Consider the following 20201-nt stretch of genomic DNA (forward strand, 5'->3'; position numbering starts at 1 on the left):
ATTAAACTTCGTTTTCTTTTGCATGATTCCAACACCAAAGTAATTATTTTTTTGCATCAGGTTCCTTATGCAATTGCTAAATCAGGTGAGGCATTTTCAATTGGCTTTTCAAACGCATCAAAATCGGAAGTTTAAGATGACACCTATCTTAATTATTCAGAGTGAGTGTCGTTTTTATTGTTCAATTTGCGCGGCGTAAAGCCGCGCCTACGCAAATTTAAATGACTGTTTATTATGTCGCCATGTAACAGAGCCACCAACGTGACGGTAAACCTAGGCAGCAGTTGCGCCTAGGTTTGAATTCCTTTTCTGATTGTTAAAGAGCATTTGGCCTGTGACCAGAAACCAGTTTTTAAATAACCAGAATCACAAAAGTAAAATATTGAGCGCGTAGGCACGTTTTATGTTTTTCTCTAGTAATACGGGGTCATCACTAAAGGGGGCAATAACATAATTAACTTCATCCCTCGGGTATTCTTTTTCGCCATCAATATCCGTATGAAAAACATATTTATAATTATTTTTTATCTCGGCATCGAGTGGGTAATTATCCATATAGGGGCCAATTTTATCGCCTTTCCAAACTGTGCTATATCCCTTATCTAGATAATGTTGAACCGAAGGTAACATTGCGTAAGGTATTGGTTTATTTTTATCCATAAATTCATTCAATAGCGTCCATAGATTACATGCGTCGTCATAGCCATCAGCAAATGCGACTATGTACTGGCAATCCCTTTTACCATGTTTAGGATACTTTTTTGGAATCAAGCTATCTACAGGCATACCGGAGCCTAAACTAAATCCTAATGAACCTCGGTACAGTTCAACTTCTTCAAAAGGGATCACAAGTTCAGGGTTGCCACCAAACGCAGGGAAATTTACATTGCCGGTTTTTCGGTCAAACACGACAGAGGTTGCTCTGGGGATTTTTGCTTTGCGGTGATAAATAAAAGCAATTATTAATAATAAAACTTGCCCTAGGATAAACAAAGGGTGAAAAAGAAATGAGTCCAAGAGGTGCTGTAAACTTTTCGCTTTAAATAACCCGAGTACTTGCATTATCGTTCCAATTGCAAAGAAGGTTAATGCTTGCCAAGAATAAGAACTATCATCCGTATCCGTCATACTTCCCATTAATAATAACCCGTAATAACGGCCATCAGCCCCCAGTTCATCTTTTACTCCTAATAGGTTGTCATAATTGACTTCCACTTTTCGGTAATACTTTCCCATGTCAGTTGGTTTTTTAGGGGGGCGTAATGCTGATACTTGTTCGGTGTTTATCATATTGTTACTCAAGTCCTAATTCTTCTTTTAGCGCATAATTTAATAGTGATAAATTCACTTCAGTTGTGAGCCATTTATTTGGTTTTTCAAGTTCGCCACGAGAAATTTAAGATGACACCTATCTTAATTATTCAGACTGAATGTTGGTTTATTTTTCAATTTGCGCGGCGTAAAGCCGCGCCTACGCAAATTTAAATGACTGTTTATTATGTCGCCATGTAACAGAGCCACCAACGTGACAATAAACCTAGGCAGCACTTGTGCCACCTAGGTTTGAATTCCTTTTCTGATTGTTAAAGAGCGTTTGGCCTGTGGCCTTTAAATAACTTAATCACAGAAGTAAAATATTGAGCTCGTACGCACGTTTTATGTTTTTCTCTAACAATACGGGGTCATCACTAAATGGCGCAATAACATAATTAACTTCATCCCTCGGGTACTCTTCTGTTGCATCACGATTTTCGTGATAAACATACTTATAGTTATTTTTTATGACAGGATCGAGCGGATACTTATCCATATAGGGGCCAATTTTATCACCTCTCCATGTAACACTATTTCCTTTGTTTAAATGGTGTTGAACAGACTGTAACAACCCAAAAGGGATTGGTTTATTTTTATCCATAAATTCCGTTAATAATGTCCACGATTGACAAGCCCCATCGTAGCTATCAGCAAACGCGACTATGTATTGGCAATCCCTTTTACCATGTTTAGGGTATTTTTTAGGGATTAAACTTGTAACAGGCATGCCTCTTCCCAAGCTAAAGCCTAACGAGCCTCGATACATCTCAACTTCTTCAAATGGTATAACAAGTTCTGGGTTGCCACCAAACGCAGGGAAATTTACATTGCCGGTTTTTCGGTCAAACACGACTAATTTACCTCGCGGTACTCTCGCTTTACGGTGGTAAATAAAAGCAATGATTAATAATAAAACTTGCCCCAGGATAAACAAGGGGTCAAAAAGCAATGAGTCTAATAGGTGTTGTAAACTTTTAGCTTTAAATAACCCAAGTACTTGCATTATCGCCCCAATCGCAAAGAAGGTTAATGCTAGCCAAGAATAAGAACTATCATCCGTATCCGTCATACTTCCCATTAATAATACGCCGTAATAACGACCATCAGTTGAATATATATCGTTTACTCCTAATAAGTTGTCATAATCGACTTCAACTTTTCGGTAATACTTTCCCATGTCAGTTGGTTTTTTAGGAGGGCGTAATGCTGATACTTGTTCGGTGTTTATCATAATGTTACTCAAATCCTAATTCCTTTTTTAGCGCATAATTCCATAGTGATAAATTCACTTCAGTTGTGAGCCATTTATTTGGTTTTTCAAGTTCGCCACGAGAAATTTAAGATGACACCGATCTTAATTATTCAGGCTGAATGTTGGTTTATTTTTCAATTTGCGCGGCGTAAAGCCGCGCCTACGCAAATTTAAATGGCTGTTTTCTTCACCGTTTATTATGTCGCCATGTTAGCCAGCAACGTGCCAATAAACCTAGGCAGCACTTACACCACCTAGGTTTGAATTCCTTTTCTGATTGTTAAAGAGCATTTGGCCTGTAGCCTGTAAATCTATTTTTAAATAACTTTAATCACAAAAGTAAAATATTGAGCTCGTACGCACGTTTTATATTTTTCTCTAGCAATACGGGGTCATCACTAAAGGGCGCAATAACATAATTAACTTCATCCCTCGGGTACTCTTCTGTTGCATCACGATTTTCGTGATAAACATACTTATAGTTATTTTTTATGACAGGATCGAGCGGATACTTATCCATATAGGGACCAATTTTATCACCTCTCCATGTAACACTATTTCCCTTATTTAAATGGTGTTGAACAGACTGTAACAACCCAAAAGGGATTGGTTTATTTTTATCCATAAACTCCGTTAATAATGTCCACGATTGACAAGCCCCATCGTAGCTATCAGCAAACGCGACTATGTATTGGCAATCCCTTTTACCATGCTTAGGGTATTTTTTAGGGATTAAACTTGTAACAGGCATGCCTCTTCCCAAACTAAAGCCTAACGAGCCTCGATACATTTCAACTTCTTCAAATGGTATAACTAGTTCTGGGTTGCCACCAAACGCAGGGAAATTTACATTGCCGGTTTTTCGATCAAACACGACTAATTTACCTCGAGGGATCCTCGCTTTACGGTGATAAACAAAAGCAATAATTAATAACAAGACTTGCCCTAGGATAAACAAAGGGTGTAAAAAATGTGCACCTAAAAACTGCTCCATACTGGCAGCTTTAAATAAAGTCGTAATTTGCATAAAAATTGAAACACCAAAAAAAACTAATGCCGTAAAAACGGTAGCAGTTTGGAAGATATCCCTCATACTTGATATTAATAATACGCCGTAATAACGACCATCAGTTGAATATATATCGTTTACTCCTAACAAGTTGTCATAATTGACTTCCACTTTTCGGTAGTGCTTTCCCATGTCAGTTGGTTTTTTAGGGGGGCGTAATTCAGATACTTGCTCGGTGTTTATCATATTGTTACTCAAGTCCTAATTCTTCTTTTAGCGCATAATTCCATAGTGATAAATTCACTTCGGTTGTGAGCCATTTATTTGGTATTTCAAGCTCGCCGTACTCATCGCGTTTTGATACTGGTAATATAAACTTATTATCTTCAAAGGCTGTGCTCACTGACGCACCTTTACCTTTCGGATACGTTTTAACACGTAGTCTAAACGTGATTCTGGTTGTGTTGAGCGCTTTAAATATGGCGGCGCAGTTATACTGATTTACATCGAGCCGTACACCTTGCCCACTTGATAAATCAGTCACTAACACATTATCCCAAAATGTTTGTCGCCAATTTTGACCTTGCCCAACGCTATCACCTAAAACGAGATTTTGGTATTCATCATTCTTTTTATCTCTTTGTTTAACGTCAAGCTCAACATCAATGAAATTAAACGCCGTGTTTGTTGGGCAGGTTAAAATTAAATATGCTTCTGTGGGATCTTCATAGGTAGTAATAGCACCTCGCTCAGTTGCAATAGTATGTATATCTTGCTCTTTTTCTACATTATCACTGTGTACTTGTGGCGCTATGGTTAATTGCGCAAAATCTTGTAGGGCATAATCAGGGCGTGTTTTCCAACTACTACTGTTATCATCGCCATAGGCATCTGTGCCCCACGGGCTGATTTTCATCCAGGCTTCTATTTCATCATCAACAAATAAATAGTAAATAACAGCACCAACCAACACAATAATCAGGCCAATCCAGCCTAATCGTGAACCCACTTTAATTCCTAAAAGGAGACCTCTTAGTGCAATGGCGTCACCCACCGTCATCAAAGTAAAACCGACCCCAATGGTTAATAAACCAAACGCGGCGTCATTATCGCCTCGTTTAATGGCATCGTAGCCATCTATAAAGCTCGTAGCACCACTGTAAATTGACGCAACAATATTCGCGGCATACATAGATACTGAGTACCAATAAACACGTCGAACCCCTTGCGGTACACTTAAATCACCGCTTATTAAGGCTGTCATTTGCTCACCTGTTGGCATACCGTATTTCATTACATAGGATTCACGAACAAGGGTCAGTACCACAGCGGTAAAATCGAGTGCGCCACCAGCAAACACTTTTACGCTTTTAGCCGTTAACTCGAACTGCTCAATACTTCGGGTTAAATTTAATACCTCAAATAAGCCAACTGCACCCAAAATACCAATATTTGCGCGACTTAACCTATTTACACTTGTATTGGATAAAAACCTTTGATTCGCTAAATGCTCAGTCGCCGTTGCAAGTTCAGCTAGCTTTTGGTTTAAACGTTGGTTTGTGCGTACATCATCCGCTAACTTTAATTGATTGTTTTCCAATTGCGCAATTTCATCTTTTAGTGATGTAACATTTAGTTGCTTTGCATCGACCGTTTCTTTTAATGCGATAACATCAAGCTTTAGTTGTGATGCCCCTTCCCCCGCTAAGACACCTTGGGCTTTATCTGCTATGTCCAGTAGGTGGGTTAGTTTGTTTCGCAAATGCATAACATCATCTACCGTGGCATTGATTGGCCCGCGTGCGGTGGTAATGTTTGTACGACTACGATTTTGCGCACGCACTAGATCCCTAATTTCTTTACTTAATTCTTGCGCAATCTCAGCCCTTGCTCTTGCATTTAGGGGAATAAACCCTTTTGAAAACTTACCGTTATGGTAATCTTGGGCAGTCATTTCAAGTACGGTAAATTGACCATTCTCTAATTGATTTATTATTCGTAGCGCTGCCATTAAACCTTTATTTTTACTTAACTTAGCACTGCCTGTTTGCGCTAACTCTAATTCAATATGAGCCAATTTATTATTTATATTGCGTAATGATTTTTGTGCTTTATTTAATTTGCTATCAACCGCGCCAAGTTCAGCTTTTAATTTGTCAATTTCAGGTTTAGCTAAAGCATGTTGTCTTCTATATTCTGCATCTGTTTTATTTAGCCCTTTAACTTTATTAGCTAATACTTGCTCTGCTTGGCTCAGTTTTGCTTTTAATTTCTGCTTTTGCGCTGTTTGTAATTCAGCTTGTTTTTTTAACTGCTCTTGTTGCGCTATACCCGCTGACTTTTCGCTTTGGACTTGTTTATTAAATGCAGCAGCTGTTTGTGCTTGCCCTTGGTTGGCGCTTGCGATGAGTGATAAATCTAAATACCCTGTCGCCATCCCCATAAGTGCTTGTGCTAGTCGCCTACCGATTTGTTCAACTGCTTCCTTGTCACCTTCGTTAAAGGAGTTATCTTCTGCAACCATTTGGATGCGTTCAATACTAAATTTGGGATTGAATTTATCACTGTGATCTTGTGGGTCTAGTTCTATACCGGCGGGCTTAGTTGCCGTTGCAGGTTTTTTCGGCTTACCAAAAAATAATTCAGAAATAGGATGCGCTGGCTCTGATGGGTGTTCACCTACAAGTTTTAACATAATAGAGGAGGTGGTTGTAGATGTTGTTAAGTTATCCCAATCGCCTTTATCGAGTATGATTGTTGGAAACTGACTCGCTGGGTGAATTTTTAATACTAAAGCAATATCTTTTATTACATCAAAGCCCGACGCATAATGTGCGTTGTAATGATATGCAAAATCCTCCATACAATGCACAAACTTAACAGTGTTAATATCTTGTTCTAAAATTTCGATAAGCACTAGCTGCTGACTTTTTATCTCATCCGCTAGGGCTAATAAACGATCATATTTTAAAAACGTTTTTAAGTTTGTTTCATTTAAGCAGCTAGAACGCCAATTTTTTATTTTATTTGCAAATTTGAGTTGCTCAGCTTGAAGTCTCTGCGCGTCTTTATCACCTTTGATGGTAATATCACCGTCTAAAATGGCATCATTCATTTGATAAAAACGGTTTATCATCTTTTCAGCAAGTTCAAAGTTTGCTTTTTTAATGGGATCTTTAATAACTTCTTGGCCATCGGGGCCAAGCTCTACACCTTTTACCTCATAAAGTGTACTGGCAATTTCAACTTGTAATTTTAAAATTGCATCAACGTAATTTCTAACAACAGACAGTCCATTATTTAAAATAACTTTAGCGAATTTATCTGCTGCGATATGTGGGATTTTGCGGTGAATTTTCGCACCATTTTTAATAATACCCGTCTGTGTGAACCCATTTTCAAAGTCAGATAAGTTATCTAGTCTCTGCATTCTTTTATTGCGAGCAGTGGTTGAAACACCTCTGTTTGGGCAATCTCTTTCTTCACTGCTTAATGGGTCACCATAATTTAGCCTTGGGTCTGATGGATTCATTCCTCCTAACTTTAAGATTTGTGACCACGACCATTGCACTTCTGAGAATGCCATTTCAACAGAACACTGTGCACCTTTAATCTTATTGGGGACAATGATAGAGCTAAGCGCTTGCCCTGTTGCGTCTCGCCTTCCTTGTTTTGCGTACGCTTTATTTTTATTTTTTTTCCATGGTAAAAAACCTTTCTGGTAAGCTAAATTAACATCTCTAAATTTAACCACACCACATTCTTCTACAATAACCTGAAGTTCACGCCATAGATAACCATCTACATAAACATATACATACCCAGCAGATAAGTTAGAAATATAATCATCGCTTTCATCTTTTGTATCGTAAATCATTGGGTAGGTACAAACTAATTCTATATCAGCAACATTCGATCCTGTTTGCTGTGCTCTTGCTTGATAAAGAGGGATTTTATAGACTTTGTCTGTTTCGTTCGGATTTTTGTCATCGCGAATAATAAGTGATAAATTCTCTTCATCCGAACCAATCCCTTCAAATACAAGCTCTCGATGCGCGGCTTTAGTTAAAACTTGATCTGGGCTACAAACATCACTCATACGATTGACACTCCATCTTCATCTAACTTTTCAGATCCTGATATTTTAATAACTATTTGTTTGTCACCTTGTCTATCTGCCAAACTATCCCTCACTTGCACGCTCAACCCTCTTGGTGCGGGGCCGCCTGATTGCATAAGTGGCGCAGGTGGGGTGTTTTTAGAATTGGAGATCATCGGGTCACCTTGGCGTACAGCGGGTTTACCTTCAATTAATACATTAAACGAGCCCATGATAAATTCAGCTTCACCGTCGTTTTTCTTACTCGCGACGCCTTTTTTATCACCAGGGGAGTCACCTGAGCTTTGTGAAAAAGTGCTATTTATATTAGCGGCGCCATTGCCATTGACTTTTACTGAGCTGGCAACATCTGTAACGTCACTTGATTGCGCTTTATTTGCGTATGGAATTGGTACAACGCTAGTCCCAATTGTGGTTAAGCAGACATCCACCGTCATAAGTTTACCGCCACTATCTTGATGTACAGCGGTGCGACCATTTATCAGCACATTTTGCCCCGATACAGCTTGTACTTGTGGTGCTTGTGAAGCTGTATCTTTAATAAGCTGCTCTTGGTTACCGGCTTGCCAACCTAAATGCGTTGATACTAAATCTAAGAATGCTTGCGCGTTACTAACGGGTTTATTTACATCCATATTAGTTTGCGGTTCATTCCATGGCAGCCTAGGTTCGTTTTTTTGGCTATCCCATTGTGGCGGTGGAATAATATAATCAGGTATAAAAATATTTACCATTTCACCGAGGGTTTTCTCGCGGTATTTTGGCCTGGCAATCTCAGCTAAAAAGGCGGCGTCACCACTGGCTTTATCTTCAAAAATAGCGATACCGTTAGCTTTACCTAGCGCACCATTACTGCGGGCGCTATTGTTAAGCCCAAGCAATGTTGAGTTGTTATGTCGCCATGTTACTGAGCCACCGGTGCGCACATCAGCGCTCAGCGCATCAATATCATATTGTACGCTACCTGTTTGTTTGCCTGCTGCGGCGTTAATATAAGGCATTATTTTTCACTCCTTGAAATTTTGACTAGCTGCTCATTAGGTGCATTAAAAATAGCAAATACCAGCTCAAGTGAGCGCGTAAGCGGGTTGCATAAATAGCTTTGTGCTAATGTAAGTGCCGCTAATGAGTTCGCATTACCTTGATGGCCTATCGTCGTTGCTAACTCTGCACACTCAATGAGCGGCTGGCCTTTTTTGTACAATTTTTGTGTGTAAGCAAACCATTTTTTTTGCCAAGTAAGTGATTGTTCGCCCGCAAATAAATAACGGTCTTGGCTGGTGCAATTGGCCTGCGCTAATTGAGCCGTCATTTGGCCGTCATATAATTGCGCGGTAAGCTTGCCTTGCGGGTGTATTAACAGTGCATATCCACCTTCGCCATATATAACGCCCGGTGGGCCGTTTAATACTTGCACGGTGCAGCGTTTAGCTTGTTCACTCACATATTGATAGCTATTACATGAATCCACAGCGATTACTAAGGTGTCGTTGTTCATGGTGGTTAAGTCACATGTTGGCATCTGTGAATAGGCGGGTATTTGTTCTGCAATACACTCTTGGAGTAGCTCAGCGAGTGTTTCATCGCTTATCAGTGGCTGTTCAATTTCATCAACGGGCAGTAAAAATACAATTTGGCTAATGCGGTTTGTTTGCCTTAACGTGGCTATATCAACTTGCTCAAGTAGGTGCGAGAGCATTAATAAACAGCGCGTGACTCTATCGAGTTGCGCAAGTTCGTCTATTTCAACAAAAATATACGGCGCATCTAAACTAATATCACATCGAATTAATGCTTTACTTGGTTTAGAAAAAAGCATTTTATTAGCCACTGCAGTATACAAGCTGCTTGATGTACAGCCGGCAGCATTAATATGATAAAGACTGTCAAAAGTAAGTTGTTTCATATTAATTTTCTTTACCGCTATTTTGTTCTGAGGCAACGAGTATTTGACTATTTGCGCCTACTTTTTCAAGACTAATATGACCGCGCCAAAGCAGAGAAAAACACTGGGCGTCGGAATCAATTACTAAGGTGTCGCAGCGCATGGTTAGCCGCTCGCGGGCTAGTGTATTTACCACTTCCACAATAGGTTTTTGGTACGGCAGTTCTATACGTTGTTGTTGTCCGTATTGTTGTAATGGATAAAGCCCTGTTAACTGACACGCCCAGCCTTTGCCAAACTCGGCTGCAACTTGCTGATCAATGGGCGCTGTGTTGTATAAATCTTTTGGCTGTGTTGTTTTAAACGGGTACTCTCCCGCCATAAGTGCTGTTTCGTCTATTTCTGGTAAGCGTTCAACTCGTGGCGACCAATGGCTTGGTATGGCCGAAAAGCTTGCGACCGGTGTGCTGTGGCTAGGTTTTCTAAGTAATGAGTTAGCGTATTCAACACTGGGTAACTGCTGGCCAACCGCGTGCTTATTTTTAAGTTTAAAACCACGGCCGATTGGGTTTTCTAAGAACGTGTTGCTCTCGTTATTTAGCTCTTTGCCACCAAAAGCCTGCATATAATTGAGTGCCACTGGGGTAATAATATCTGGATCTGTAGCTACTGGTCCAAGCAACGAACGTCGCCAATAACGCGCTCCGGTTACACGTAAACGCTTTTTAAACAAAGGTTGCGAAGGCGAATCAAGACCCAGCTCAACCTCAATAACGCGCGCGTCTTTTCCTTTTGGCGGATAAGCAGTGCAATTACCATATACTTCAAAGCCATACTTAAAAGCCACCTGCTCGTTTACTTCACAAATCGGTGAGCTGTTAGGATCGCCTTGGTAATCATCAGCAATAACAATCTCAGGACCGGGTTCAATGGCTGTAACGTTGCCTTGCTCATCAAACTCAAAGCTTTGTTTTACCACCACCACTTGACCTTCAGTACTGTCTTCTAACCAGCCGCTAAACGTACTGGCTTGCCAAGGAGAAAGATTATGAAGCATGAACGTTCTCCACTTTTTCACTTAACAGTAATTGCCACTGCGATGCACTTTGCTGGACATGAAATAAACCACATGCACTTGTTAAATCAAAATGTGGGGCAATAACACGTTGTACTAAAGAGCCTGCTAATTTAGCGAGTTTTTGTGCGCTATTGGCTTTGGTAAAACTAATGCCCATTAAAAGTTGCTCACCTGCTTGCATTGCAAACGCTTGCCTTACGTGCTCGGCATCATCAAGGTTAATGCCGCTTTGCGGTTTTACTGCATTGTTATCACTGACGACTGACATTTTTTCAGCTTTGGCAAGCGGCCTATCTGTTAATGTGAGCCACGCTGCATAAGCACTTGGTTGTGTTACTGCGATGGTCATTAAATCCATCACTAATGGCAGCGCTTGTTTATAAACAAAATGACTTAATACAAACGAGCAATGCTCTGGGTTTGCTTTGCAAAATAATGCACAGGGTTCGTACCAACGCGTGTCATTAAGTAAACCCGCTAAAGCGAGTAATTGTGCTTTTTGCTGTTCATCTGCGGTTTTTGCAAACACTTTAAATAGCTTATCGCTTACATCGTCATGCCCAGCACAATAACTATTTACTAACGCAGCAAAGGCAATCTCAAAATCTTTGTGTAATACCGCTGCGAGTAATTCACTGGTTGTAAGAGGTTGTGAAAATAATAAGGTTTTAACCACGTTTTGGGGTTTTTCTTTACCCTCAAGTACACTGGTGCGTAGCGCTTTTAAATCGTTAAGCTGCCAATGCTTTAAATTATGTTGAAGTAATTCACACTGCGCTAATTGCTCACTGCCTCTTAAGCTATGAAAGTAGGCAGTAAAGTCATCAATAGCAGTAATGAATAAATCAGCCGCTATTAAACGATATACTTCACTATGTTCGCTATTTTGCTGCGCAAGTTCACACAAAGCCTGCCATGTTAACTCGCTTACTTGGGTTAAGTTTTGCGCTGAAAAATAATCCGTTGGCGCTTCGCCTGCCAACTCACTTAGGGTATATAAATGATTGAGCATTTGCGTGTCGATCACGCTAAAACGTGCCAACGAAAACGCCCCTTGCTGCAACAGCTTTTGCCGGTGCTTTAACAAGGTGGTGAGGCGCTGATTATGAAGTTTTACTTTATATACAGGTGCGAACATAGTGCTAATTAAGCCTAATTGGCCAGCCAGCCAAGGTAAGGTCTTGCTCGCTGTTTGCTGTAATATCTTGCCCTTCAAGCACGATAGTGCCGTCTGCATATACCTCAACACTACCCTTGGCCGTTTGTAGGCTAACACTTTGCTGGGCTTCAATAACGATATGCCCTTGCGAATTATTAATTTGCGCGGCAGGTGCTTGATCCGCTTGCGCTAAGAGCGCCGTTACAATAAAGCCTTGTGCGCTATGTACAAGTAATACATTAGCCCCTACTTCTGCGATGCTGACATGTGCGCCTTGCGCAATAACTTGATGTTCAACATTATTAATTAATACCGCTTTTACACGGCCAAAACTGTCGACACGACTCACACACGCTAAATGTTGATCGTGATTGAATATACTTTGGATCTGAGCGCTCATAATAAACTCCTTTTCAACTAGTTATTACTAATTGCACTGCCTTTCACGGCGATATTACTGGCCGATAAAGTAATACTTGTCGCATCAATGGTTAAGTTACCACCGGCATCAATTTCAATACTCGCACCGCCTTGACTCAATTGCAGTGATCCTTGACCATCCGCTTTAATGGTAATATTTGCGCCACTACTAATTTCTATATCGCCATTGGGGGCTTGCAGTTCTAAATTGCCGTCAACCGAATATGCGCTAACATCTTGTTCACCTTGTAATTTAAGCTCTTGATCCGCTTTAAGCTCTAAGCTGCCATCGGTTGCTTCAATACGTGTGTTTGAGGTGGCTTTGAGGGTTAAATCTGCCGCCGATGTTACTGTGATATCCCCTTCGCGGGTTTGCATTTGCAAGTTATTCTCTACCCGCGTAGTAAAGTCATTGGCAACCGTAAAGGTGGCGTCGTTTTCAGCAACAAATTGCAGATTTTCTTTCGCTGATATTTTTACATCGCCATCTACAGACTTAAGCGTTGCTTGATGTGCGCCATTGGTGGCATCGAGTAATAGTTGGTTTTTATTATTTTTATTAGCAAGGCTAATTTTTTCTTCGCCTTTTTTATCATCCATTATTAAACTGTGGCCAGCTTTAGTAACGAGCTTATTCTCGGTCGGATTTTGGCTGGTAACTGGGTTAGGTGCATTTTGGTTGTATAACGCACCTAAAATAATGGGTCTGTCTAAATCGCCATTTTCGCCACAAACTAATACCTCAGTACCTTGTGTAAGCGGAAAGTGCATGCCATGACCACTGCCACCATAAGGTTGCATTAAGCGTGTTGGGCGGCTTTGTTGGCCTTCACCATCTTGATTAAATGGCAGTTTTACTACGTAATTACCATCATCATCAATTTCTTGCTCTACTAGTGCGTTAAAAGTTGCAAATACACGTCTTTCTGGAAGTAACTGTGCTTTAAACTGTTGATCCGATGGGACCAAGTACGCCTGATTTTTATAAGTTAAGCCTTTTACGTTAGCGCCATATTCCACACCTGCTTGCTGGCTACCCTTATGATCAACACGCACAACCAAATATTGGCCATTATGATCTGGATGATCATAAATAGTTAAAATCATTCCTGGTCTAAGCGCCCTGCAATCACTGTCGATAATCAATTGCTCTCGTTGACAATCAAACGCTTGCTGACGCGTTTTAGCAAGCGTATTGCCCTCGCCAGAAGTTGCATAGTTATTACCATAATGACTGTCTTCACCAAATCCTGGTTGCGAAGCGCTATTTTGCGCCGATACCTGTAAATTACCTGGTGCGCGGTAGTTATAATCGTTTAACGCAATACTTTGCGGCTGAAGTTGGGCTTGGCGACTAATTGCGAAGATTGTTTCGCTAGTACGTACTTGCCCAGATGGTGGCACATAACTTAAGTTTACTTCATCAAACAGAGCCGCAATATCTTTGCTGCTATTGCATACTTTAAAAGTGCAATCCGCGTCAGTTTGCTCAACAAAACTATAAACAAAGCCATGTTTACGCATTAAACGCGTAACAAATTCATAATCAGTTTCGTTATATTGCACTGTCATATCGAGGCTAGGGCCGCTGGCTTGCATGCTAAATTTTTGCATTGGGAAGCCCGCTTTATTAAACACACTTTTAATAATGGCAGCGGGATCCATCGCTGTAAAAACACGATTGGAATGTTGATGCTTAAGTAAAGTTAAATAAGAACTCAACACTAACGTGTAATGATAACCTTGGTGACTTTTACCATGGGCTACAAAACGACTTAGTAAACCTGAGATAGTCCGATCTGTCATAGACCACACCAAACTCAAACTGGCATCTTTACCTAGCAACGTTTGCGCAGTTAAATGTTCCTGACTCAATACTTGAATATTAAATTCATAGTCTTCACATAAGCTATCATTAATTGATGTGAAGTCAGTTACCTGCACCATGCCATCAGGTAAGCCTTGTATACTTACGCTAAAATGACTGGTATTCGCTTTATGTTCACTAAAGATGTCCATGAGTCCCATTTTCAATCCTTTTTTATCTATTAAATTAGGCGTTATCGGCAAATATTGCGGTGATTTCGTCTTGCTCATCAACCGTTAACGTTAAAATATCTGGCATATCTTCTTGCGCCATATATTCCAAAATAGATTTAGCAATTCCCGGTAAAATTTGTCTTTCAATGACTGCATTTACCATCCGAGCACCGCTGTCTGAAAGCTGGCATTGCTGAGTTAACTTACTCAATACACTTGCATCAACACGCAGTTGCATTTTATGATTTGTAGCAAGACGCTTAGCAATCGCTTCTAGTTTTAAACTAACAATTGCTTGCAGTGCATCTTGATCAAGCGCTAAATAAGGCACTACTTGCATGCGTGCAAGTAAAGCTGGTGCGAAGAATTGTAGTAACTGTGGCTTAATTAATTCACTTAACGCACCAATTGACGGCACTTGCCATGGGCTACCATCTTCATTAATCGGTGCATCCGTTGGATTGAGTGCGTCATTAATGGCTTGCTGCTGCTCAGTCGGTTGTTCTACATCATCGTCTTGCTCTGGACTCAAATCGATCACTGTTGGTGGTGTGCATGCATCAATTAGCTCTGCTGAACCTAAGTTAGACGTCATGATGATCACGGTGTTTTTGAAGTCAATTTCACGGCCTTCACCATCACGCATATTGCCGCGTTCAAATACTTGATAAAACATGTTAAGCACATCTTTATGCGCTTTTTCTACTTCATCAAGCAAAATTACTGAGTATGGGCGCTGTCTTACCGCTTCAGTTAATACACCGCCTTCACCGTAACCTACATAACCAGGAGGTGAACCTTTAAGCTGCGATACTGTATGCGACTCTTGATATTCACTCATATTGATAGTGGTTAAGAACTTCTCGCCACCAAACAATTGCTTAGCTAAACAGCGGGCTGTTTCAGTTTTACCAACACCGGAGGGTCCGGCAAGTAAAAAGACCCCTAACGGTCCTTGTTCATTACTGATCCCCGCTTTGCTGACACGTAATGCTTGCGCAATTTTTGCCATACCCGCTTGCTGCCCGATCACTTCTTGACCAATTGCCGTTTCTAAATTAATGAGGTTACTGATCTGATCTTTAACCATGGCACCAACAGGTACACCGGTCCACTGAGAAATTATTTGTGCCACTGCATCAGCATCTACTTCGCTAAATAAGCCATTATCTTGACTGTTTTGCTCTTTTAAAGTTTGGCGCAAGCTAAGTAGTGCAGCACTGTCTTGTTCGCTTGCATTGGTTGCTTGTTTAAACTCGTTGATCTGGCTTAAAGTGGCAATTTGTGACTCACGAGCACTGGTTAATGCAGCAAGTTTATCTTGTGCAGTATTTAACTCTTGCTGTAAGTACAATAACTTATCCATATCGACAGCTAAACCTTGCTCGCTTTCACTGGCAATACTGGCAATCCGAGTTTGTAAATAATTTATATGCTCTCGCTCAGATTCAATTGCCGCAGGATCAGTTGCAAACGACATTCTGACGCGAGCTGCTGCTGTATCAAGTACGTCAATTGCTTTATCTGGCAATTGGCGGCCTGTTATATAACGAGCTGACAATACAACAGCCGCTTCAATGGCATCATCGGTAATTTGGATATTATGATGTTGCTGATATTTATCTTTTAAACCCGCTAGCATAAGTTGCGCAGCTTGCTCCGTTGGCTCATCGACTTTGATCAGTTGAAAACGACGCTCTAATGCGGCATCACGCTCAAAGTACTTTTTATACTCACTCCAGGTGGTTGCTGCCACTGTGCGTAATTCACCTCTGGCAAGAGCGGGTTTTAATAAATTAGCCGCATCGCTCATACCGGCATCGCCACCCGCACCAATTAAGGTGTGTGCTTCATCAATAAACATAATGATCGGCGTGGTTGAGTTTTTAACTTCGTCAATTACTGTTTTTAAACGGCGCTCAAACTCGCCTTTAACACCTGCGCCAGCTTGTAATAAGCCCATGTCTAAGACTAATAAACGCACACCTTTTAATTCATCAGGTACTTGACCATCAATAATACGCTGTGCAAAACCTTCTACTACGGCGGTTTTACCGACTCCCGGATCACCCACTAAAATCGGGTTGTTTTTACGACGACGACATAACACATCCACCATCATGCGTATCTCGTCGTTTCGCCCGAGTACAGGATCAATTTTTCCTTGCTTAGCTTTTTCGGTTAAATCTTCACAATATTCATCAAGCGCGCCGCCACCTTCACTTTGGCCATTATTTTGCGTTTGCTGAGCTGTTTTTGCCTGTGGGTTTAAACGCTCGCTTGAGTTTTGACAAATTTTATCGAGGTTTTCGGCTAAAAAGCGTGAGTCAATTTTATCTAGCAACGCTGGTAATTGAAGCACAGGGCTATAAGGTAATAGCTCCGTGAGTGCATCAAGCAATGCAGCACCGTTGATCCAATCACTTTTATGCTGCACATTAGCGCTCAACCATGCGCGTTCTAACCATTCATATAAACGACGAGAAAACACCGGCTTACTTTGGTTACCCGCAGGTTGGCGATTTAAAAAGTCAAGCAACTCATGCCATACCGCATCTTGATTAATATTAAAAAAGTGAAATATTTGTTCTAAATCGCCACTACTGCCCTCTTCCATCAACTTAATTAGTAAGTGTTCAGGCAGCACTTCAAAATGACTACGACTGCTAGCAAACCCTGCAGCAGACTCAAGCGCGGTCGCGGTATGGCCATTTAGCTTGTCGATAAGTTGTTTAATGCCTTTTGCATCCATTGTTTTGTCCTTAAATCTGGTTTCTTACTAATGTTGATATTGAAGATGGGTATAGCTGTGTACGGTTGTGTTTGCCGCAGCACTACCTAAATAACTGTTGTGTCCAAGTATTAACGGTGACACACCGATTGCCTGTTGCTCTACAGCTTCGTTAGCCACTTTGATTTGGCATAACCACTGCACATTATTTGGTAAGTGAGTGCTTAATAACGCCGCCATTTTTTTACCTTGCTCATGCAAAGGGTTCAAACTAATGGCAGTTTCACTGTCTACAGGGCCGATGGCAATTGTTAAAATACTGCCACTTACTAATACTTTGCTACCTAATACCGCAGAACCACCGAGTACCATCTGGGCATCATCACCAAATGTACTTGGGGCATCAATTGTTTGCCAATTAGCGCGGGTATCGTCAACATGCAGCTCTTTCACTGCAAGTGTATGTTTCAGTAATTGAGTTAAGCCTGCTGCACTGGTTTGTTTTAAGCTGGCAATGCCGCATTGTACTTTTTGATCTGTTTTTGTAGATAAAATGGCTTCTATTAAATGATCAAATTGATCTGCACCACGTCCTGCAACATTGATTTGTGACTTTTTCCACGCCTGAAAAAGTTGGCAATATAAAATATGATTAAACATATCTAAAAATTGCCGAACCCTGTCACCACTTTCGTCATCACTTGCTGCTTGCTCTAACAGGTAATGTGGCATCGGCGCATCAACCCCATACAAACCCAAGAATGACGTTGATAAACTGAGTCGCCCGCGTCCTTGGTTATCTAAGCTACACGCACGTACATCGGTTGCTGGAAAGCCAAGCTCTTTATAGGGCTTAAACATCACCCGCTCACTAATGCCTTTGTCAAGTTCGTGAGGCGTTGCCCAATGCTTTTCAATTAAGCTCATCGCTTTAAATAAATTAAACTGCCAAGGCTTAGCAATTAATTGCTCAATCGGTTTGGGCAATTTAGCCCAAACGGGATGCTTTATGGCTGGTTCATGCACACTCATAATTGATAACTCTTGCCCGGCTCAATATCCCAACACCAGGTTTTATAGCTAGGAATAGCATTAACGCGAGTCTGCACACTTTCATTAATTGGTGCGTACATTAAAAAGAATTGGTGCAACATATTACAAAAATGATAAAGATCGGCATCGCACACAAACTTACTTTCATCGATATCAATTAATACATCTACGCCTTTAATAAAAATTCCACGCTTTATTTGGCTGATCGGAGTAGCCGTTATTTTTTGAATGCTCTCAATACGCAAGCGATTCTCAGCTTTTTGCGACCAATCAAATAGCACTAATAAACGTTTAAGCTCGGTTACTTGAGTTATTTGGGAAAACTTAACATTAAGTAAGCTGATCAGCTGCCAATGTTTTGGTTGATCTGGGCACGGTAAATAATTAGTAGGCCTAATAACATTCTCAACCTCGGCAATACTTGGCATATCGCGCCCGCCAATATTTAAATCACCTTCTTGCAGTAGTTGCCGAGGCCAGCCTGCATTAAAAGCAGTTAAATCAACAGATAGTGTTTCTTTTTCATCATTTAGATTGAAAGGCAACTGTAAGTAATGAGTTGGCGCAGCTGCACCCACATCTTTAGTTAATACGGTAAATAGCTTTTTCTCATCTTCAAATACACTTTGATAACGAGGTGTATAATCATAGGTTTTACCACTGAGCGAGTTGCGCCCCATTACCGAATCGACGGTGTAACTGAAAATATGATCGGTACGATTTTGATCTGCGGTGATCATATAGTCGGTACGATTGGGTTCGATTCTGATTGGCTCTGCCGCTTGGGAAAATAAATTAATTGCAGGCACGCAGTTTATAAGTAGGTTTTCACGGGATAATTGGTGTCCGGGTGGTAATTTACTTGAGCCACGAAAAACTATTTCAAAGCGGTCTATATGATCTGCAAACTCAACGTCTTGCAAACCTGTAAAAGTTAAAAAGTAAAAACGATCTTTGGCATTAAAGTAATCTAATAATAATGCATAGCCTGGATGGCTTTGCTCAGCACTCGGTAAAAGAGCCCCATCAATATTTAAATAACTGGCACTGCAACCTTTTACTTTAAGCTTTTTATTATGCTCAAAATGCGCAGGGCCAAAATCAAGTTCAGCATGTTTCTCTGCCGTTTGCAGCAGCTTAAATAAAGAGCTACATAACGGGGTATCGCCGCGTAAATAAAACTGCAAGTTTGATAAGTCATAATTTTTACGCTCACCTTGGCATACAAAACGTAAACCAATGCGCAGCTCTGCACCTAAATGTGATTCTTGATAGCGCACATGCTCAACATCGAATGGTGCTACTGTTAGATTATGCGTGGTGGTAAAAGTAATATTTTTATGATCAACTACCGTATTATCTGCTTTTAATGTGAGACCCTTTTCAATCATGTGAGTCTTTTGCATTGCCAGCTTAGGGCTAAATTTCACTACCGTACTCGAAGGGTAATAACTAAGCAGAATAGGACATAATTGACGCAGCACTTGCTCTGACACTTCTGGTACTGATTCATCCAAGCGTTTTTGTGTGTGCGCAGTTAAATACGCCATACCTTCGAGTAAACGCTCGATATGCGGGTCGCGATCTTTTAAGGCATCAATATTTAACATGCCCGCATGCTCAGGATAATGTTGTGCAAACTGTTTACCGGCCTGCGTTAATAAACGCATTTGAGCATCAAAATATTGCTGCATTAAAATATCCTTTTCATTGAAATATTAATCACCATTTTTAGCGTGCTGCATTACATCAGCCTTACCGCCTGATTCAAACCGCGTGTTTAACTTAATACATTGGCCACTGGTTAGAAATGCTTGAATATCCAGTCGGATCACGCAATTTTCTTCACGTATTTCCATTGGAATAACATTGGCATAACGCACTCTTGGCTCATATTTCTCAATCAATTTTTTAACCTCAAACGCCAAAGTATGTTGCGAATAAGGCAAACCTTCGTAAATATCTTCAACATCGGGCAAACCATAATCAGCCAAATGCTTTAACACCCCACGGCGAGCATTAAGCAGCTCATTAAGATGGTTACAGACACTATTTTGCTCATCAGTCTGAAAACCTTGATGTCCATTACGAATGACAGGTTGAGTTAAAAAATCGAATAACGCCATGAACTTACCTCTGA

At 40.7% G+C, this 20201-nt stretch carries 14 protein-coding genes; all 14 read right to left on the reverse strand.

Going from position 1 to position 20201, the window contains the following annotated elements:
• Positions 1–366: 366 nt before the first annotated feature.
• Positions 367–1290: a hypothetical protein gene (locus H5201_RS18785; protein ID WP_182785198.1), complete on the reverse strand. Its 924-nt coding sequence runs from the start codon at positions 1288–1290 to the stop codon at positions 367–369.
• Between the two features lie 331 nt (positions 1291–1621).
• Positions 1622–2557 (reverse strand): hypothetical protein, encoded by a 936-nt coding sequence (locus H5201_RS18790; RefSeq protein WP_259399722.1) that lies wholly within the window; start codon positions 2555–2557, stop codon positions 1622–1624.
• Between the two features lie 340 nt (positions 2558–2897).
• Positions 2898–3833 carry a hypothetical protein gene (locus tag H5201_RS18795; RefSeq protein ID WP_259399723.1) on the reverse strand — a complete coding sequence of 312 codons (936 nt, stop codon included), beginning with the start codon at positions 3831–3833 and terminating at the stop codon, positions 2898–2900.
• A complete protein-coding gene (locus tag H5201_RS18800; protein ID WP_182719405.1) occupies positions 3826–7674 on the reverse strand; it encodes a hypothetical protein in 3849 nt (1282 codons plus the stop codon). Before H5201_RS18800 ends, H5201_RS18795 begins: the two co-directional genes overlap by 8 nt.
• The gene (locus H5201_RS18805) at positions 7671–8696 is read right to left on the reverse strand and encodes a DUF4150 domain-containing protein (RefSeq protein WP_182719404.1); all 1026 of its coding nucleotides are present in this window, start codon (positions 8694–8696) and stop codon (positions 7671–7673) included. The genes H5201_RS18800 and H5201_RS18805 overlap by 4 nt, the downstream gene beginning before the upstream one ends.
• Entirely contained in the window at positions 8696–9601 is a 906-nt protein-coding gene (locus tag H5201_RS18810) for a hypothetical protein (protein WP_182785199.1), read from the reverse strand. Before H5201_RS18810 ends, H5201_RS18805 begins: the two co-directional genes overlap by 1 nt.
• Before the next feature lies 1 nt (position 9602).
• Positions 9603–10637 carry a DUF2169 domain-containing protein gene (locus H5201_RS18815; protein ID WP_182785200.1) on the reverse strand — a complete coding sequence of 345 codons (1035 nt, stop codon included), beginning with the start codon at positions 10635–10637 and terminating at the stop codon, positions 9603–9605.
• Positions 10627–11796, reverse strand: a complete 1170-nt coding sequence (locus tag H5201_RS18820) for a hypothetical protein (RefSeq protein WP_145242475.1) — start codon at positions 11794–11796, stop codon at positions 10627–10629. Before H5201_RS18820 ends, H5201_RS18815 begins: the two co-directional genes overlap by 11 nt.
• Before the next feature lie 4 nt (positions 11797–11800).
• Positions 11801–12217 carry a hypothetical protein gene (locus H5201_RS18825; RefSeq protein WP_182719402.1) on the reverse strand — a complete coding sequence of 139 codons (417 nt, stop codon included), beginning with the start codon at positions 12215–12217 and terminating at the stop codon, positions 11801–11803.
• 17 nt (positions 12218–12234) lie between these two features.
• Positions 12235–14256: a type VI secretion system Vgr family protein gene (locus H5201_RS18830; protein WP_182719407.1), complete on the reverse strand. Its 2022-nt coding sequence runs from the start codon at positions 14254–14256 to the stop codon at positions 12235–12237.
• A 34-nt stretch (positions 14257–14290) separates the two neighbouring features.
• Positions 14291–17029 (reverse strand): type VI secretion system ATPase TssH, encoded by a 2739-nt coding sequence (tssH, locus tag H5201_RS18835; RefSeq protein WP_182719401.1) that lies wholly within the window; start codon positions 17027–17029, stop codon positions 14291–14293.
• Between the two features lie 27 nt (positions 17030–17056).
• Positions 17057–18040 carry a type VI secretion system baseplate subunit TssG gene (gene tssG / locus H5201_RS18840; RefSeq protein ID WP_220491355.1) on the reverse strand — a complete coding sequence of 328 codons (984 nt, stop codon included), beginning with the start codon at positions 18038–18040 and terminating at the stop codon, positions 17057–17059.
• Entirely contained in the window at positions 18037–19755 is a 1719-nt protein-coding gene (gene tssF, locus H5201_RS18845) for a type VI secretion system baseplate subunit TssF (RefSeq protein ID WP_182762097.1), read from the reverse strand. The genes tssG and tssF overlap by 4 nt, the downstream gene beginning before the upstream one ends.
• Positions 19756–19779: 24 nt before the next feature.
• Positions 19780–20187, reverse strand: a complete 408-nt coding sequence (gene tssE, locus H5201_RS18850) for a type VI secretion system baseplate subunit TssE (RefSeq protein ID WP_145242485.1) — start codon at positions 20185–20187, stop codon at positions 19780–19782.
• Positions 20188–20201: the final 14 nt, after the last annotated feature.

The sequence above is a fragment of the Pseudoalteromonas sp. SG43-6 genome, assembly GCF_014164365.1.
Lineage (GTDB): Bacteria > Pseudomonadota > Gammaproteobacteria > Enterobacterales > Alteromonadaceae > Pseudoalteromonas > Pseudoalteromonas rhizosphaerae.

Excerpts from the sequence above, each read along its gene's own strand:
- H5201_RS18830 (WP_182719407.1), bottom strand. The coding sequence starts at position 14,256 with ATGGACATCTTTAGTGAACATAAAGCGAATACCAGTCATTTTAGCGTA.
- H5201_RS18815 (WP_182785200.1), bottom strand. The coding sequence starts at position 10,637 with ATGCTTCATAATCTTTCTCCTTGGCAAGCCAGTACGTTTAGCGGCTGG.
- H5201_RS18800 (WP_182719405.1), bottom strand. The coding sequence starts at position 7,674 with ATGAGTGATGTTTGTAGCCCAGATCAAGTTTTAACTAAAGCCGCGCAT.
- H5201_RS18785 (WP_182785198.1), bottom strand. The coding sequence starts at position 1,290 with ATGATAAACACCGAACAAGTATCAGCATTACGCCCCCCTAAAAAACCA.
- tssH (WP_182719401.1), bottom strand. The coding sequence starts at position 17,029 with ATGGATGCAAAAGGCATTAAACAACTTATCGACAAGCTAAATGGCCAT.
- tssG (WP_220491355.1), bottom strand. The coding sequence starts at position 18,040 with ATGAGTGTGCATGAACCAGCCATAAAGCATCCCGTTTGGGCTAAATTG.
- H5201_RS18805 (WP_182719404.1), bottom strand. The coding sequence starts at position 8,696 with ATGCCTTATATTAACGCCGCAGCAGGCAAACAAACAGGTAGCGTACAA.
- H5201_RS18825 (WP_182719402.1), bottom strand. The coding sequence starts at position 12,217 with ATGAGCGCTCAGATCCAAAGTATATTCAATCACGATCAACATTTAGCG.
- H5201_RS18820 (WP_145242475.1), bottom strand. The coding sequence starts at position 11,796 with ATGTTCGCACCTGTATATAAAGTAAAACTTCATAATCAGCGCCTCACC.
- tssF (WP_182762097.1), bottom strand. The coding sequence starts at position 19,755 with ATGCAGCAATATTTTGATGCTCAAATGCGTTTATTAACGCAGGCCGGT.
- H5201_RS18810 (WP_182785199.1), bottom strand. The coding sequence starts at position 9,601 with ATGAAACAACTTACTTTTGACAGTCTTTATCATATTAATGCTGCCGGC.
- tssE (WP_145242485.1), bottom strand. The coding sequence starts at position 20,187 with ATGGCGTTATTCGATTTTTTAACTCAACCTGTCATTCGTAATGGACAT.